The organism is Streptomyces sp. SAI-170 (assembly GCF_049739565.1).
GTDB lineage: Bacteria > Actinomycetota > Actinomycetes > Streptomycetales > Streptomycetaceae > Streptomyces.
Genome location: NZ_JBMGQD010000001.1, coordinates 4,540,383 through 4,555,953, shown reverse-complemented (window position 1 = coordinate 4,555,953; position 15,571 = coordinate 4,540,383). Strand labels below are relative to the sequence as shown.

At 72.2% G+C, this 15,571-nt stretch carries 15 protein-coding genes and 1 pseudogene; 7 read left to right on the top strand and 9 right to left on the bottom strand.

Annotated features, from left to right (window positions below; translation table 11 throughout):
- Positions 1-95: 95 nt before the first annotated feature.
- The 4 genes from RKD23_RS20340 to RKD23_RS20325 form a co-directional block, all read right to left on the bottom strand.
- On the bottom strand, positions 96-833 hold the full coding sequence (locus RKD23_RS20340) for a DUF2993 domain-containing protein (RefSeq protein WP_424854946.1): 738 nt from the start codon (positions 831-833) through the stop codon (positions 96-98).
- A 182-nt stretch (positions 834-1,015) separates the two neighbouring features.
- On the bottom strand, positions 1,016-2,155 hold the full coding sequence (locus tag RKD23_RS20335) for a hypothetical protein (protein ID WP_424854945.1): 1,140 nt from the start codon (positions 2,153-2,155) through the stop codon (positions 1,016-1,018).
- Positions 2,156-2,163: 8 nt separating this feature from the next.
- Positions 2,164-2,418 carry a MoaD/ThiS family protein gene (locus tag RKD23_RS20330; RefSeq protein ID WP_404041638.1) on the bottom strand — a complete coding sequence of 85 codons (255 nt, stop codon included), beginning with the start codon at positions 2,416-2,418 and terminating at the stop codon, positions 2,164-2,166.
- A 39-nt stretch (positions 2,419-2,457) separates the two neighbouring features.
- On the bottom strand, positions 2,458-3,306 hold the full coding sequence (locus RKD23_RS20325; protein ID WP_424854944.1) for an alpha/beta hydrolase: 849 nt from the start codon (positions 3,304-3,306) through the stop codon (positions 2,458-2,460).
- Between the two features lie 180 nt (positions 3,307-3,486).
- Between RKD23_RS20325 and RKD23_RS20320 the strand changes: the two genes are divergently transcribed.
- The 6 genes from RKD23_RS20320 to RKD23_RS20295 all read left to right on the top strand — a co-directional run bounded on the left by RKD23_RS20320 (position 3,487) and on the right by RKD23_RS20295 (position 8,808).
- Positions 3,487-4,266, top strand: a complete 780-nt coding sequence (locus RKD23_RS20320) for a response regulator transcription factor (protein WP_424854943.1) — start codon at positions 3,487-3,489, stop codon at positions 4,264-4,266.
- Between the two features lie 106 nt (positions 4,267-4,372).
- Complete coding sequence (locus RKD23_RS20315) at positions 4,373-5,395, top strand: LacI family DNA-binding transcriptional regulator (RefSeq protein WP_404041633.1); 1,023 nt, start codon at positions 4,373-4,375, stop codon at positions 5,393-5,395.
- A 94-nt stretch (positions 5,396-5,489) separates the two neighbouring features.
- Positions 5,490-6,449, top strand: coding sequence for a S1C family serine protease (locus RKD23_RS20310; protein ID WP_424854942.1), 960 nt, complete (start codon positions 5,490-5,492; stop codon positions 6,447-6,449).
- Positions 6,446-6,610: a hypothetical protein gene (locus RKD23_RS20305; protein WP_424854941.1), complete on the top strand. Its 165-nt coding sequence runs from the start codon at positions 6,446-6,448 to the stop codon at positions 6,608-6,610. The genes RKD23_RS20310 and RKD23_RS20305 overlap by 4 nt, the downstream gene beginning before the upstream one ends.
- 45 nt (positions 6,611-6,655) lie before the next feature.
- Positions 6,656-7,396 carry a response regulator transcription factor gene (locus RKD23_RS20300; RefSeq protein ID WP_424854940.1) on the top strand — a complete coding sequence of 247 codons (741 nt, stop codon included), beginning with the start codon at positions 6,656-6,658 and terminating at the stop codon, positions 7,394-7,396.
- Positions 7,393-8,808: a sensor histidine kinase gene (locus tag RKD23_RS20295; protein WP_424854939.1), complete on the top strand. Its 1,416-nt coding sequence runs from the start codon at positions 7,393-7,395 to the stop codon at positions 8,806-8,808. Before RKD23_RS20300 ends, RKD23_RS20295 begins: the two co-directional genes overlap by 4 nt.
- A gap of 460 nt (positions 8,809-9,268) precedes the next feature.
- Here the strand turns inward: RKD23_RS20295 and RKD23_RS20290 are convergent, their stop codons facing one another.
- Positions 9,269-9,679, bottom strand: coding sequence for a DUF6281 family protein (locus tag RKD23_RS20290; RefSeq protein WP_424854938.1), 411 nt, complete (start codon positions 9,677-9,679; stop codon positions 9,269-9,271).
- A gap of 111 nt (positions 9,680-9,790) precedes the next feature.
- Between RKD23_RS20290 and RKD23_RS20285 the strand changes: the two genes are divergently transcribed.
- The gene (locus RKD23_RS20285; protein WP_424854937.1) at positions 9,791-11,848 is read left to right on the top strand and encodes a pectinesterase family protein; all 2,058 of its coding nucleotides are present in this window, start codon (positions 9,791-9,793) and stop codon (positions 11,846-11,848) included.
- Positions 11,849-11,851: 3 nt separating this feature from the next.
- Here the strand turns inward: RKD23_RS20285 and RKD23_RS20280 are convergent, their stop codons facing one another.
- From RKD23_RS20280 to RKD23_RS20265, 4 genes and pseudogenes are all read right to left on the bottom strand, one after another.
- On the bottom strand, positions 11,852-13,045 hold the full coding sequence (locus RKD23_RS20280) for an FtsX-like permease family protein (protein WP_424854936.1): 1,194 nt from the start codon (positions 13,043-13,045) through the stop codon (positions 11,852-11,854).
- 19 nt (positions 13,046-13,064) lie between these two features.
- Positions 13,065-13,289, bottom strand: a pseudogene (locus RKD23_RS20275) (ATP-binding cassette domain-containing protein); the annotation flags it as partial.
- A 113-nt stretch (positions 13,290-13,402) separates the two neighbouring features.
- The gene (locus tag RKD23_RS20270; protein ID WP_424854935.1) at positions 13,403-15,037 is read right to left on the bottom strand and encodes a hypothetical protein; all 1,635 of its coding nucleotides are present in this window, start codon (positions 15,035-15,037) and stop codon (positions 13,403-13,405) included.
- Complete coding sequence (locus tag RKD23_RS20265) at positions 15,013-15,555, bottom strand: hypothetical protein (protein WP_424854934.1); 543 nt, start codon at positions 15,553-15,555, stop codon at positions 15,013-15,015. The genes RKD23_RS20270 and RKD23_RS20265 overlap by 25 nt, the downstream gene beginning before the upstream one ends.
- Between the last annotated feature and the right edge of the window lie 16 nt (positions 15,556-15,571).

The window sequence follows — 15,571 nt, the reverse complement described above, 5'->3', positions numbered from 1 at the left end:
CCGTGCGGACCGGGCTGTCTCGCCTTTCGGACAGCCGGTGTCCAAGAGGGTTTCGGGCGGCCGAGAACCGCCGGTCGCCCGGAGCCCCTGTGGCCCTACCCGGCCAGCCGGACGTTCGAACCCTTCACGGAGATCTCGACCCCGTCCTCGGCGGCTTCCACCTTGTCCAGCTCGATACCGCCCGGCAGCTGCTCTATCACCTGGTCGAAGTCGGTGATCTCCCGGACCTTGTCCTCCGCGATGCTCACCCCGCCCATCTCGGGCAGCGCGTCGGCCTTCACCCGGACGGTGTCGCCCTCGACGGTGACCGTGCTCAGCACGTCGACAGGCCGGGGCAGCTTCGCGCCGAGGACCGTCGCCTCGACCGCGACCTTGATCTTGCCGTTGCCGCCGTCGGAGAGGCCCACGACCTGCGCGGTCACGCCCGGGGCGACCTGCGTCGGCTCGGACTTGGCGGTGCGCAGCAGCTCGTCGTACGAGATCGTCGCGACGCCGGTCGCGGTCACCGCGGTGGCCGAGCTGTAGTCGCCGGAGAACCGGACGCCCTTCATGCTCGCCTTCAGATCGTCGATGCGGATCTTCTCCGTGCCGTCGCCGGTGGCCGCCTCGTAGTCCGCGATGCCGACCTCGACGTCGTCCAGCTCACCGCCGGCCATCTGGGTCAGGAACGGGAAGCCCTTGATCGACACGTCCGGCGTCTCGGCCAGGCCCTCGCTGGCGCGCAGCTTGTCCGCGGCCTCGCCCTCGGCGAAGTTCACGGCGAGGCGGTCGGCGACGACGAAGAGGGCGCCGAGCACCACGATGACGATCCCCAGTATTCGCAGCGCGCGCATGTTTCCCCACCTCGGCGTTCGTTCGGTCGGCTGTCACGGTAACCCGGTGCGGGGTGGGGGCCGCCGGATTGTCGATCAGCTGTGACGGAACGCCGCCCGGGTGGCCGGGATGCGTTGCGGGCTGCGGGCCGTGGGTGGTTGATCGCGCAGTTCCCCGCGCCCCTGAAAGACAGGCACGCCCCCTACAGGCCCCTGCCCAGGATCCACAGCACCGGCCCCGCCGCCGCCAGCGGGAGGGCGACTCCCGCCGTGAAGTGGACGAAGCGGGACGGGTAGTCGTAGCTCGCGACCCGGTGGCCGATCAGGGCGCAGACGGCCGCGGCGGCGCCGATCAGGGCGCCCTTGGCGTCGACCCCGGTCATGCCGCCGACCGCGATGCCGGCACCGGCCGCCGCCAGCAGCGACACGGCGACCGAGGCGGCCGTCGGCATCGGCAGCGCGCGGGCCAGTACGGCCACGGCGACCGCGGCCGCGCCGACCGTGACCGCGTCGGGCTCGGCGGCGAGGAAGCCGGTCGCGAGGATGGTCAGGGCCGCCGAGGTGACCGTGGCCATCAGGCCGTACATCCGCTCGTCCGGGTCGGCGTGCGAACGCAGCTGGAGGACGAGGACGAGCAGCACCCAGACGCCGAGCGTGCCGAGGATCGCCGCGGGGGCGTTGTCCCGCCCGGCCACCAGCAGCGCCGCGTCCGCGGTGAGCCCTCCGGCGAACGCCAGCGCGATGCCCTGCCGGGCCGGCCACATGCCGTTCAGCCGGAACCAGCCCGCGGCGGTGACGCCCTGCAGCACGACGAGCGGCACCAGCAGCGCGTACGAGCCCACTGCCGCGGCCCCCGACAGCAGCAGGCCCAGCAGCGCGGTGAGCAGCGCGGGCTGCATCCCGGGCTCGATGATCGGCGAGCGGCCTTCCAGCCGGGCCCGCTGGGCGTCGGTGATCCGGGAGTTCCCGGCGACGGTGGCGGGGCCGTAGGAGGCATCGGCACCGCCGTGCACGGCTCCCGCCCCGCCTTGGGCAGTCGTCCCGCTGGGGCGGGACGGGTGGGCAAGGCCACCGACGCCCTGCGCGGGGTCGTGCGCCTCCACTGCACCCGGCTCGGCCCAAGGCTCCTGCGCAGGCATATAGGCCGTCTCGGCGGCGGCACCCGCACCGAGAGGCTCCTGCATCTGCGTCTCCCAGGTCTGCCCCTGCCACTGCTGCGTGTACTGCGGGTCCTCGTAGGACTGCTGGTAGGGCTGCTGGTACGGCTCCTGCTGGTACGGCTGCGGCTGCTGCCCATAAGGGTCGTACGACCCTTGGTAGTCCTGATACGGCTGGTTGCTCATAGGTGCGGTCACCCTCCTGCGAACGGCGGGAGCACCTCGACCGTGCCGCCCTCGGCCAGCCGTACCGTGTCGTGCGCGCGGGTCCCGACGGGATCGCCGTCGACGAGGAACGAGCACCGCAGCAGCACGCGCGTCAGCTCGCCGGGGTGGCGCTCGCGCGCCGCGTCGAGCGCCTCGGCGAGCGTCGCGGCCTCGTGGGGCTCCTCGGCGACGCCGGCCGCGGCCTTGGCGGCGGCCCAGTAGCGGACCGTGACCTTTGCCATCTCGTCCCTCAAGTCGGTTCGGCAGTGAACAGGCCCAGGCTAGCCCGCCCGGGACACCGCCCAGTCCGCGATCCTGGCCAGCAGGGCGTCGTCGGCGGCGTGCTCGGCATGGCCCATGCCGGGCTCCAGCCAGAGTTCGCCGTGCTCACCCGCGGCGGCGGCCAGCATGCGGGGGTGGTCGAGGGGGAAGTACCCGTCGCGGTCGCCGTGGACGACGAGGAGCGGGGCGGGCGCGATCCGCGGGACGGCCTCCACCGGGGACAGCGGGACCGGGTTCCACTCCTGGTGGTGAATCCGGGTGCGGAATCCGTAGCGACCGACCAGACGGCCCTCCGGCCGGGTGACCAGCCAGTGCAGGCGCCGCATGGGGGCGGTGCCCCGGTAGTACCAGCGGGCGGGCGCGCTGACGGAGACGACCGCGTCCGGGGCGCCGTACAGCGCCGCGTGCCGCAGCACCACCGAGCCGCCCATCGAGAAGCCGACGGTGACCACGCGCTGGTGCCCGAACCCGCGGGCGTGGGCGAGCGCGGCCTCCAGGTCGAGGACCTCCCGGTCGCCGACCGTGGAAAGCCCGCCGGAGCGGCCGTGACCGCGGAAGGAGAAGGTCAGGACGGCACCGTACGGCCGCAGCGCGGCGGCGATGCGCCGCACATGGGGCTTGTCCACGTCCCCGGTGAAGCCGTGGGCGACGACGAACACCAGGTCGCCAGGGGGTGAAGCGGAGGCATCGCGCACACGGTCGTATACAACGGATTGCGGATCGTATACGGAATCGATCGCCACCCCGTCGGACGTGCGCAGATACGTCCGCAATGGGGCGGCTCCCCTCGTCTCGGAATGCGGACGAACGGTGGAACGCACCACATCACCTGCCGGACCGTCGCTCATGTCGGCTATTCTGCTGGGCAGAGGACTCGGGCAGCGTAGCCCCCGGGTCCTTTTGTGCTTTCGGAAGCGTTGTATACGAAGCGGGAAACCTCAGGCGAACGCTCGTGTATGGGGCACCGGGATCGCAGAGCAGTTCCGCACCGCACACGTCCTCGCAGGGACCGAGGAGGAACCAGACGTATGAGTTCTCTGCTGCTCCTGACCAACGCCCTCCAGCCGTCGACGGAGGTGCTGCCCGCGCTCGGCCTGCTCCTGCACAACGTGCGGGTCGCCCCGGCCGAGGGGCCCGCACTCGTCGACACCCCCGGTGCCGATGTGATCCTCATCGACGGCCGGCGCGATCTGCCCCAGGTGCGCAGCCTGTGCCAGCTGCTGCGCTCCACGGGCCCCGGCTGTCCGCTCCTGCTGGTCGTCACCGAGGGCGGCCTGGCCGCCGTCACCGCCGACTGGGGCATCGACGACGTACTCCTCGACACCGCCGGCCCCGCCGAGGTGGAGGCCCGCCTCCGGCTCGCCATGGGCCGGCAGCAGATCGTCAACGACGACTCCCCCATGGAGATCCGCAACGGCGACCTGTCGGTCGACGAGGCGACCTACTCCGCCAAGCTCAAGGGCCGGGTCCTGGACCTGACCTTCAAGGAGTTCGAGCTGCTGAAGTACCTCGCCCAGCACCCGGGCCGCGTCTTCACCCGCGCCCAGCTGCTGCAGGAGGTCTGGGGCTACGACTACTTCGGCGGCACCCGGACGGTCGACGTGCACGTACGACGGCTGCGGGCGAAGCTCGGCCCCGAGCACGAGGCGCTGATCGGAACCGTCCGGAACGTCGGTTATCGATTCGTTACGCCCGAAAAAGTCGAGCGTGCCGCCGACGAGGCGAAGGCCAAGGCCGCCCGGCCAAAGCCGGAGGATGCGGACAACGCGGCCGCCAGTGCCGCCGCAGAGGTCCCGGCGGACGCGTGACGGAGATACCGGAGATACGCACGGGGCGCTCCGGGCGCCCGTACGGCCCACAGCCGGCCCCCTTTACGCCCTGCCCAGGGGCGTTCCATCCGCGTAGACTCCGCGCGTGGCCAAGGTGACTCGGGATGACGTGGCACGACTGGCGGGTACCTCCACCGCCGTCGTCAGCTACGTCATCAACAACGGACCCCGGCCGGTCGCCCCGGCCACGCGCGAGCGTGTCCTCGCCGCCATCAAGGAGCTGGGCTACCGGCCCGACCGGGTGGCGCAGGCGATGGCCTCGCGGCGCACGGACCTCATAGGCCTGATCATCCCCGACGCCCGTCAGCCCTTCTTCGGGGAGATGGCGCACGCGGTCGAGCAGGCCGCCTCCGAGCGCGGAAAGATGGTGCTGGTCGGCAACACCGACTACGTGGGCGAGCGCGAGGTGCACTACCTGCGCGCGTTCCTGGGGATGCGGGTCTCCGGCCTGATCCTCGTCTCCCACGCGCTGAACGACATGGCGGCCGCCGAGATCGAGGCCTGGGACGCGCGTGTGGTGCTGCTGCACGAGCGGCCCGAGTCCATCGACGACGTCGCCGTCGTCACGGACGACCTCGGCGGCGCCCAGCTCGCCGTACGCCACCTCCTCGAGCACGGCCACCCGTACGTCGCCTGTATGGGCGGCACCGCGGAGACCCCGGCCGTCGGCGACCCCGTCTCCGACCACGTCGAGGGCTGGAAGCGCGCGATGTCCGAGGCGGGCCTGTCCACCGAGGGCCGCCTCTTCGAGGCCCCGTACAACCGCTACGACGCCTACCGGGTCGGCCTGGACATCCTGTCCGGGCCGCACCGCCCGCCGGCGATCTTCTGCTCCACCGACGACCAGGCGATAGGCCTGCTGCGCGCGGCGCGCGAACTGCGGATCGACGTCCCCGGCGAGCTGGCGGTGGCCGGCTTCGACGACATCAAGGAAGCGGACCTGGCCGACCCGCCGCTCACCACCGTCGCCTCCGACCGCTCGACGATGGCCCGCGCGGCCGTCGACCTCGTCCTCGACGACGGGCTGCGGGTGGCGGGGTCCCGCCGTGAGCGGCTGAAGGTGTTCCCCTCGCGGCTGGTGGTACGGCAGTCCTGCGGCTGCAAGTAGCTCCGCGGGGTCGGGTCTTTATATCGGGCATACGAGGTTCTGCCGGGCTTCTCAGGCAGCCCTCAGGAAGCTCTCATGGTCGGGCGCGAAGCTCATGGACATGACCGAGAGCAATGTGAACCCCGAGTGGCCGCCCCCTCCGGCGTACCAGCCGACTGTTCTCCTCACGGAGCCCGTCTCCCGGCGGCGTACCAGGAAGCGCGGGCCCGTGGCCCTGCTCGCGGCCGTGGCGATCGTCGCGGCAGCGGTCGGCGGCGGCACGGCGTACGGCATCCAGGAGCTGACCGACGGCTCCCCCACCGTGGCCTCGTCCTCCACCAGCACCGATGTGGTCCCGGTGAGCCAGCGCGGCACCGTCTCCGGGGTCGCCAAGGCGGTCAGCCCGAGCATCGTGGAGATCAACGCGACCGGGAACGCCGGTTCCTCCACCGGCTCCGGCGTGATCATCACCGGTGACGGCGAGATCGTCACCAACAACCACGTCGTCTCCGGCGCCTCCCAGATCAAGGTGCGCACCAGCGACGGCAAGGAGTACAGCGCCGAGGTCGTCGGCACCGACAGCGCCAAGGACCTCGCCCTGATCAAGCTGTCCGGCGCGTCCGGCCTGAAGACGGCCACCCTCGGCGACTCCGACGGCGTCCAGGTCGGCGACCAGGTCGTCGCCATCGGCTCCCCCGAGGGCCTCACCGGCACGGTGACCAGCGGGATCGTCTCCGCGCTCGACCGCGACGTCACCGTCTCCACCGACGAGGGGCAGCAGCAGCCGGAGGGCGGCTGGCCGTTCGAGTTCGGCGGCCGCGAGTTCAACGGCGACACCGGTTCGTCGACGACGACGTACAAGGCGATCCAGACCGACGCGTCCCTCAACCCCGGCAACTCCGGAGGCGCGCTGATCGACATGAACGGCAACATCATCGGCATCAACTCGGCGATGTACTCGGCGAGTTCGGGCTCCTCCTCCTCGGAGGCGGGCAGCGTGGGCCTGGGCTTCGCGATCCCGGTCAACACGGTGAAGGCGGACCTGGCGAAGCTGCGGGCGGGGAGCACGTCATGACCGGGCACGGCCCGGGGGACGTCCGTCCGGCCCTCGCGGTGGCGTACGAACTGCACCCGCCGACGCCCGGCCGCGCCCCCGAGGTGGCAGCGCCCGGCGCACGCGCGAGCCGCCGCAAGGCCGTCGGCCGCCGCCGTGACGCCCGGAACGTGCGAGGCTGAGAAGCGAGCCCCCATGTCCCACCGCACCCGAGGAACCAGACGCCCATGAGCCCCGCCGAAGGCGACCGTGACCGTGCCCCCCAGCGCATCCTCGTCGTCGACGACGAGCCGGCGGTACGCGAAGCACTCCAGCGCAGCCTCGCCTTCGAGGGGTACGGCACGGAGGTCGCCGTGGACGGCCTGGACGCGCTGGACAAGGCGAAGGCCTACCAGCCGGATCTGATCGTCCTGGACATCCAGATGCCCCGCATGGACGGCCTGACGGCGGCCCGCCGCATCCGCGGGGCCGGCGACACCACCCCGATCCTCATGCTCACGGCCCGCGACACGGTGGGCGACCGCGTGACGGGCCTCGACGCCGGCGCCGACGACTACCTGGTCAAGCCCTTCGAACTCGACGAGCTCTTCGCCCGCATCCGCGCGCTGCTGCGCCGCAGCTCGTACGCGGCGGCCCTGTCGGACGGGGCCCCCGAGGACGAGGCCCTCACCTTCGCCGACCTGCGCATGGACCTGGCGACCCGCGAGGTCACCCGGGCCGGCCGGCCGGTGGAACTGACCCGCACCGAGTTCACCCTCCTGGAGATGTTCCTGGCCCACCCCCGCCAGGTCCTCACGCGCGAACAGATCCTCAAGGCGGTCTGGGGCTTCGACTTCGAGCCGTCGTCCAACTCCCTGGACGTCTACGTCATGTACCTGCGCCGCAAGACGGAGGCGGGCGGCGAGCCGCGCCTGGTCCACACGGTGCGGGGGGTCGGTTACGTACTCCGCCAGGGCGGCACCGAGTGAGAAAGCTGAAGAGCCTCCCCCTGCGCTCCCGACTTGCGCTGCTGGTGGCTTCGGCGGTGGCTTTCGCGGTGGCGGCGGTTTCGGTGACGTGCTGGTTCCTGGTGCGCGGCCAGCTGTACAGGCAGCTGGACGAGCAGCTGCGCAGCGAGCAGGTCTCGAGCGGGCTGCTGACCGTCATGGTGGACAACTGCCGGCTGCCCGAGCCCCGGCAGCTTCCGCTGGCCCCGAACTCCCCCATCGTCACGATCCTCTACTCGGACGGCACCACCTGCACCAACCCCGGCATCAAGAGCGTCAAGGTGCAGGACGCCGACCTGGCGGTCGCCGACGGCGACGCGGAGACGGCCCTGCACTCCGCGAAGACCACCGACGGCACGGCCGTGCGCGTCTACACCCGCCCGGTCGTCGACCGGAACACCCGCGAGGTGCAGCCCGGCATCGCCGTGTCCGTCGCCAAGCCCCTCGGCCAGGTCACCGAGCCCCTGTCCTCACTGGCCTGGGTCCTCCTCCTGGTCTCCGGCATCGGCGTGGTCGGCGCCGGAGCGGCGGGTCTGGCCGTGGCTCGTGCGGGCCTGCGCCCGGTCGACAAACTGACGGAGGCCGTGGAACACGTGGCCCGCACGGAGGACCTGGCCATCCGCATCCCCGTGGACGACGAGGACGACGACGAGGTGGCCCGCCTGTCCCGCTCGTTCAACTCGATGACCACGTCCCTGGCCAGCTCCCGAGACCTCCAGCAGCAACTGATCGCGGACGCGGGCCACGAGCTCCGCACCCCGCTGACGTCTCTCCGGACGAACATCGAACTCCTCACCCGAAGCGAGGAGACGGGCCGCCCGCTCCCCGAGGCGGACCGCAAGGCACTCCTGGCCTCGGTGAAGGCCCAGATGACAGAACTGGCAGCCCTGATCGGCGACCTCCAGGAACTGTCGCGCTCGGAGGCCCAGCGAGGAGAACGCGTCCAGGTCCTCGCCCTGGAGGACACGGTCGAGTCCGCCCTGCGCCGAGCCCGCCTGCGCGGCCCGGAACTGACGATCACGGCGCACCTGAGCCCTTGGTACGTCCGCGCAGAACCGGCGGCTCTGGAACGCGCGGTGGTCAACATCCTCGACAACGCCGTGAAGTTCAGCCCGCCGAACGGCACGATCGAGGTCACCCTCCACGAGGGCGTCCTCCAGGTCCGCGACCACGGCCCCGGCATCCCCGCCGACGAACTCCCCCACGTCTTCGACCGCTTCTGGCGCTCCCCCTCAGCCCGCGCCCTCCCCGGCTCAGGCCTCGGCCTCTCCATCGTCGCCCGCACGGTCCACCAGTCCGGCGGCGAGGTGACGCTGACCCCGGCGGAGGGGGGCGGCACGGTGGCGACGGTACGGCTGCCGGGGGCGCCCACAGCCCCACCGGAGATCCCTTAACGCGGCCCGGGCGGGTTTGCATCATTTGTTGCACGCAGACGGCCCCAGGGAGCCCCGCAGCTGCCACAAACCATGCAAACACTCCCGCCGAGCCCGCCGAGCCCGCCCCCCGCGCGGCACCACCCACCACTCGGCGGCCGCTTCACCGACCCGGCGTGCATGTGAGCTCCGCCCGCGCCCCGCAACGCCCATCCCCCGCTCAAGGTGACCCAACGGGGAACCTCCCCGGCCCCCGCTTTCCCGGGCCTGCCCGCTCGCTTCTCCCTCGTGCTGGAGCGCCCCGAGTCAAGGGTCGGCCGCAGGCCGATCGCCGAAGGCGACGCGGAGGCGGAGCCGGAGCGCCCTTTACTCGGGGCGTGGAAGCACGACACTGGCCAAGAAGCGGGCGGCCCCACCTGCAACCAGCAAACCGGGTCACCCACCAGCGCCCCGCTCCCTCCCCCGACCGACCGCGCCCCCGTCACTCCCCCACCCGCACCACCTCCCGCACCTCAGGCGGCAGCGTCTCCCCCACCCCGTCCACCACCAGGACCGTGTCCGGTGAGTCGGCGCCCGTGGTGATGGCGACCGCGGGGTCGATGCCCTTGATGGCGTAGGCGGGCACGCGCCGATCGGGCACTCCGGGATCATCGGGATGTCCGCCTGTGTCGTTGCAGGCCGGCAGCACCGCCGTACCGAGCCGCTCGCCGACCTCGAAGTCGCCGGCGCCGTGGCCGAGGTACCGGCGGCCGTCGTACAGCGCGATGTACGCGCAGGAGGCCGCGCCCTCACCGCCGCCCTCAACGTCCCCACCGTCCCCACCGCCCCCGGTGCATCCGGCAAGCACCGTCACCACCGCGACCCCCACCGCACCCCGCACAAGTCTCTTCACACCACCCCGACGCACAGCCCCACCCTTTCGTTCGCCCGCGGGCGGCAACCCCGACCACCCCCGGCGGCAACCACTCCCCGACCACCCCTCCCCAAGGAACGGATCCCACACATGAGTGAGAGCCGCCGCAGGCCCAAGTCCCGTCACCGCAGGCGCGATAGGGCCGTGATGATCGGCGCCCCGCTGGCCGTGACGGCCGCCGGGGTGCTGGCGTACGGGTCGGTGTTCGGAATCGGCGCCCAGGAGGAGGCCTCCGCGGCCACCGCCCCCACCTGGGCGACCGCGACGGCCGACGGCTTCGCCTCGGTCAACGCCCTGGGCCAGAACGGCACGTACGGCGGGCGCGACGGCCGGACCGTCACCGTCAGGACGCTCGCCGACCTGGAGAAGTACGCGACGGCCCCCGAGCCGTACGTCATCGTCGTCGCGGGCACGATCACCATGAACCCGGTCGGCAAGGAGATCAAGGTCGCCTCCGACAAGACGATCATCGGCTCGGGGACGTCCGGGCACATCGTCGGCGGCGGCTTCTTCCTCGGCCAGGGCGTCCACAACGTGATCATCAGGAACCTGACGATCAGGGACGCGTACCAGGGCGTCTGGAACGACAAGGAGCACGACTTCGACGCGATCCAGATGGACGGCGCGCACCACGTCTGGATCGACCACAACGACCTGCGCCACATGGCCGACGGCCTGATCGACGTCCGCAAGGACAGCACGTACGTCACGGTCTCCTGGAACCGCCTCAGCAACGACAACAAGGCCTTCGGCATCGGCTGGACCGAGAACGTCGTCACCGACATCACGATCCACCACAACTGGATCCGCGAGACGGAGCAGCGCAACCCGTCCACGGACAACGCCGCGCACGCGCACCTCTACAACAACTTCCTGGAGGACGAGCCGAACACCACCATCAAGTCCTCGTACGGCAACTACGCCCGCGGGAAGACGAAGATGCTGCTGGAGAACTCGTACTTCCAGGGCTTCACCAACCCCGTCATCCGGGACACCACCGCCACCCTCGTCCAGCGCGGCAACGTCTTCTCCGGCACGAGCGGCCGCAACGAGAGCGGCGGCGGCACGGCGTTCGACCCGAAGACCTACTACGCCTACACGGCGGACACGGCGGCGCAGGTGCCGTCGCTGGTCAAGTCGGGGGCGGGCCCGAGGAGTTCCCTGGGGACGACAGTCACGACCGCGGCCGCCGCGACGACCCTCACGGTCGCCAAGGACGGCACGGGCCAGTACACGACGGTCCAGGCCGCGGTGAACGCCGTACCGGCGAACAACGCCTCCCGGATCGTCATCTCCGTCAAGCCGGGCACGTACCGCGAGACGGTGAAGGTCCCCTCGAACAAGCCGCACGTCACCATCCAGGGCACGGGTGCGAGCCGCAAGGACACGGTGATCGTCTACAACAACGCGTCCGGCACGCCCAAGCCGGGCGGCGGCACGTACGGCACCGGCGGCAGCGCCACCGTCGCCGTGGAGGCGGACGACTTCCAGGCCCGCAACCTGACCGTCTCCAACGACTTCGACGAGAAGGCCAACCAGTCCCTCTCCGGCCACCAGGCCGTCGCCCTGCGCACCGCCTCCGACAAGGTCTTCCTGGACAGCATCATCGTCGAGGGCGACCAGGACACCCTGCTGCTGGACACGGCCGCGAAGGACCGGCTCGGCCGGGTCTACATGACGAACTCCTACGTCGTCGGCAACGTCGACTTCATCTTCGGCCGGGCCACGGCCGTCGTCGACAAGTCCGTCATCACCCTGAAGAAGCGCTGGGACGGCACCTCCGCCGGCTACGTCACCGCCCCCAGCACGGCCGCCGACCGCAAGGGCCTCCTGATCGCCAACTCGGCGATCACCGGCGCCGTCTCCGACCGCTCCTTCTACCTCGGCCGCCCCTGGCACGCCGGCGGCGACGCCACCCTCGACCCCCAGACGACGGTCCGCAACACCACCCTGAGCGCCGCCATCAGGACCACCCCCTGGACCGACATGAGCGGCTTCTCCTGGAAGAACGACCGCTTCGCCGAATACAAGAACACCGGCCCCGGCGCAGGCCCCGCCTCCACCGACCGCCCCCACCTGACCGACGCCCAGGCGGCCGACCAGGAGGTCACGGACTGGCTGCAGGGCTGGACGCCTTCGGCCTCCTGACGGTCACCAGTCCCTCATCGCGTCCGTCGGCGCCATCCGCACGGCCCGGCGGGCGGGAAGGAGGGCGCCCGCGGCGACCACCAGCACCGTGAGGCCGAGGAGCGAGACGAACACGCCGGGCGACGGCAGGGGCAGCCGGCTGCCGGCGTACGGTGCGAGGTCGGCACTGCCGCGCAGCAGCGCCGCTCCGGCGCCGCCCAGCAGCGCGCCCAGGACGGTCCCGAGCAGCGCGGCGACCGCCCCGGCCAGGGCCATCTCGACGACCAGCATGGTCAGTACGGTCCTGGTGCGGAAGCCGACCGCCTTGAGGATGCCGATCTCCTGGGCGCGCTGCCGCGCGAGGGCCCCGGTCACGGTGACCGCCCCGGCGAAGGCCAGCGCACCGAGCACGCCGAGCAGCAGCCGGCCGGCGCTCTCGATCAGCGCCAACACGTCCGGCAGGGCGGACAGTTGCTGACGCAGGGTCACCGCGGGATAGCCCAGGTCCTGGACGGACCTCATCACGGCCGGGACGTCGGCGGCCGTGCGGGCGACGACGGTGAGCTGGTCGTAGCCGACGGTCGCCGGGTAGCGGTCGGCCGGTTCCCCGGCCCGTTCGGCGGCCCAGGTCACGACGTCGGAGTCGGCGGCGTACGCGGCGTCCGGGCCGTCCAGCTGCCAGGCGGGGTCGTAGACGCCGACGAGCCGGGCGTGTCCGGTCACTCCGGTGCCCTCGCCCGGGCGCACATACCGGATCGTCTCGATCTCGATCCGCCGCCCCAGCAGCTTGCGCAGGTCGAGGCCCTGGGACGTGGCCGGCGCGACGATCTCGCCGGGGCGCAGCGGGAAGAGGCGGGCGCGGACCGAGGCGGTGACCGGCGGGGCGAGAGCCGAACGGTACGTCGTCGCGTACAGCAGCGCGGCCTCGCCGGACGGTGCCGCCACGCCGAAGGAGACCTGCGCGCGGTGCTGCACCGCGGCCACCCCCGGCAGCCGGGCCAGCCGCGCTTCGGTGCGGTCCGTCAGCGGGGCGGTGCCCGGGCGGCCGTCGGGCCGGTCCACGGTGACGCTGCGGTTGGCGACGCTCTCCGCGACGCCCGAGTCGGTGGCGCTCTGCGCCCTCGCGGTGATGCCCAGCGCGGCCGTGCAGACGGCCCCCGCCACGGCGATCAGGCGTGCGCTCCTCGAGCCCGACCCGCCCCAGCAGCTGCCGGGCACGTGCCTCGCCCTCGGCCCGGCGACCCGTGTGCGGGAGCAGGACGTTACGCAGCGCCGAGTGCTGCGGCAGCAGGTTGGAGGACTGGAAGACGAACCCCAGTCGGCGGCGCCGCAGATCGGCCCGGGCCCCGTCACCGAGCCCGCTCACGTCCGCGCCCTCGACGAACACACGCCCGCTGTCCGGCGGGGTGAGCAGTCCGAGGATGTGCAGCAGGGTGCTCTTCCCGGAGCCGGAGTGCCCCACGAGAGCGGTGACTTCACCTCCCCTCACTGTCAGTCCGACCTCGTGCAGCACATCGACTCTTCTCCCGCGCAGGGCGTAGGACTTGCCCACACCTTCGGCCCGCAGCAACGCGTTCACCGCTCTTCCGCTCGCTTTCCGTGCGTCTGCCGGTCCAACGTCCAGACGCCCCAGGTGGTCTTGAGGTCGCAGGCGGGGTCGTCTCCGCCGACGCGGTACAGGTCGGGCAGCCCTGGGCAGCCCCGGTAGGGCGTCACCCCGCGCTCCAGGGCCGCCCGCAGGGCCGGGTCCGGCTCTCCGCCGAGCAGCAGGTGGGCCCGTACGACGAGCGTGTAGTCGTAGACGGAGGCGAACCGCTGCGGGGCGCGAGTCCACGGCTTCAGGCCGTACGAGGTGATCCATCGCGGGGTCCGGCGCCGGTGTCCCGAGTCCGCCAGCCCGACGGCGACGGTCGCGGCGGCGACCACTTCCTCGGGCGTCTCCAGTGCCCAGCGGCGCACCTCGGGCGCGTCGATCGTGACGCCGGCGTCGGCGCAATCGAGGGCTGTTCGCTGCCACCAGGTGGCGTTGTGCTCGGTGACGGTGCGGGGCAGGACGGCCGGGTCGGCGCAGAGCTGCCGGGCGGGCTCGCTCGGGCCGCCCGCGACCGCCCGCAGTGCTGCCCGGCTGAGGCGCTCGGCGCCGTCCCGCGGCCCTCCACCGGAGGTCTCCTCCCGGTCGAGTGCCGCGAGCAGGCGGGGGTCCCGCCGTGGCCGGCCCGCCAGGGCCCGCAGCCGCTCCACGAAGAGGGAGCTCTGCGGGTCCCCGACATAGGAGTCCGGGTCGCGCACGGTCCCGTCCTCCAGCCGCTCCGCCTCCAGGCGGGCGGCCACGGGCGCGAACACCGCGGGGCGCGAACCGGCTGCCTTCAGAAGGTGCACCAGAAGATGGAGTTGCTCGTACGGGAGGGTCGGCGCGCCCTGCTGGAGGACTGCCTCCCAGTGGGTGCGGTGGACCACGGGGTGGTGGCCTGCGGCCTCCTGGGCGAGGACGTGGTGGTAGGTGTCGCTCAGCAGGTCCGCCCGGGCGCCACCGTCCAGGGTCTGCCAGTCGTCGGTGCGCGGTGGGTCGGCATCCGTGAGGACGGCGGGCACGGGTCGGCGCAGCAGGCTCAAGGAGCGGGCAAGTGCGGCGCGTTCAGCCGGTGGGCGAGGGGTGCGCGCCATGCTCCGGAGCCAGCCGACGGTGGCGCTCGGCCGCTCGGGCAGCCGGTCGAGCGCGTCGAGCACCTCAAGGGCGGCCCATGTGCCGCCGAGGCGGGAGGCGTCGCCGTCGTCGCCCAGGGCGGGGTCGACGTACCAGCCGCCCTTCGACCGCAGCCCGGCCACGGCCCGCGCGTCCTGGGCGCCGAGCACCCAGGAGGCGCCCGCCTCCCGCAGCGGGATCAGCCACGTCCGTCCCCACAGGGGAGAGGCCGCGAGCGCGTCCCGGCGCATGGACGCGGCCCGGTCGGCCGACAGACGGACCCTGGGGCCGCGGCCCAGCTCCGTCAGGGTGCGCAGCGCGTAGGACTGCGCCTCGGGGGCGGCGGGCTGCTCTCGCAGGAACGGCGGGTAGTGGTAGCCGTTGCGGCTGCTGACCAGTACGTCGAACTCGCGGTCGGCGGACGGGACGGGTGTCCGCGCGGGCCGGTCCGGCGAGGCGCACGAGGACAGCACCGCGGCACACACCACCGCCGCGGCAGCGGTCAGGAGGCGCCCGCGTAGGCGCACTTCTCGCTGACCTTGATCGCGCCGGTGACCTGGGCCGAGCCGCAGCTGCGGGTCGAAACGTACACCGTGCCCTTGCTTGGCCGCATCTGGCCCCAGGTGTCGGAGATGCTCGCATTGGTGTTCCGCCAGCGCACCACGCCAAGGGACCTGCTGACCATCGTCAGCGTCGCCTGCGGGTTCTTCGACACCGCGAGCGAGACGCTGACCCCGTGCGCCTCCAGTTCGGCCCGGTTCTGGATCCAGCGCGCCGTTCTGGGCCGCTTGCCGGACATCTTCGTGGACGCCTTCCAGTCGCAGGCACTGACGTAGACACCGCAGTGCCAGGCGTTCACGGTGACGCGGTTGCCGCCCGGCAGGCCGACCGCGTTCGAGGCGGAGGTCGCCCGGGCCGGTGTCGTGGGCGCTACGAGGACAAGTGCGGCGAGGACGGCGGAAGAACCGTGCACCAGTCGGGCACGCGTCGCCTTCTTCATGGTGATCGTCTCCTGTGGGGTTTCCGCGACGGCGGGCGTCTTCATACAGGGCGACGATCGG

Bases quoted from the DNA above. Each gene is read 5' to 3' on its own strand.
- RKD23_RS20340 (WP_424854946.1), bottom strand. From the start codon at position 833: ATGCGCGCGCTGCGAATACTGGGGATCGTCATCGTGGTGCTCGGCGCC.
- RKD23_RS20300 (WP_424854940.1), top strand. From the start codon at position 6,656: ATGAGCCCCGCCGAAGGCGACCGTGACCGTGCCCCCCAGCGCATCCTC.
- RKD23_RS20265 (WP_424854934.1), bottom strand. From the start codon at position 15,555: ATGAAGACGCCCGCCGTCGCGGAAACCCCACAGGAGACGATCACCATG.
- RKD23_RS20325 (WP_424854944.1), bottom strand. From the start codon at position 3,306: ATGAGCGACGGTCCGGCAGGTGATGTGGTGCGTTCCACCGTTCGTCCG.
- RKD23_RS20335 (WP_424854945.1), bottom strand. From the start codon at position 2,155: ATGAGCAACCAGCCGTATCAGGACTACCAAGGGTCGTACGACCCTTAT.
- RKD23_RS20285 (WP_424854937.1), top strand. From the start codon at position 9,791: ATGAGTGAGAGCCGCCGCAGGCCCAAGTCCCGTCACCGCAGGCGCGAT.
- RKD23_RS20310 (WP_424854942.1), top strand. From the start codon at position 5,490: ATGGACATGACCGAGAGCAATGTGAACCCCGAGTGGCCGCCCCCTCCG.
- RKD23_RS20320 (WP_424854943.1), top strand. From the start codon at position 3,487: ATGAGTTCTCTGCTGCTCCTGACCAACGCCCTCCAGCCGTCGACGGAG.
- RKD23_RS20330 (WP_404041638.1), bottom strand. From the start codon at position 2,418: ATGGCAAAGGTCACGGTCCGCTACTGGGCCGCCGCCAAGGCCGCGGCC.
- RKD23_RS20305 (WP_424854941.1), top strand. From the start codon at position 6,446: ATGACCGGGCACGGCCCGGGGGACGTCCGTCCGGCCCTCGCGGTGGCG.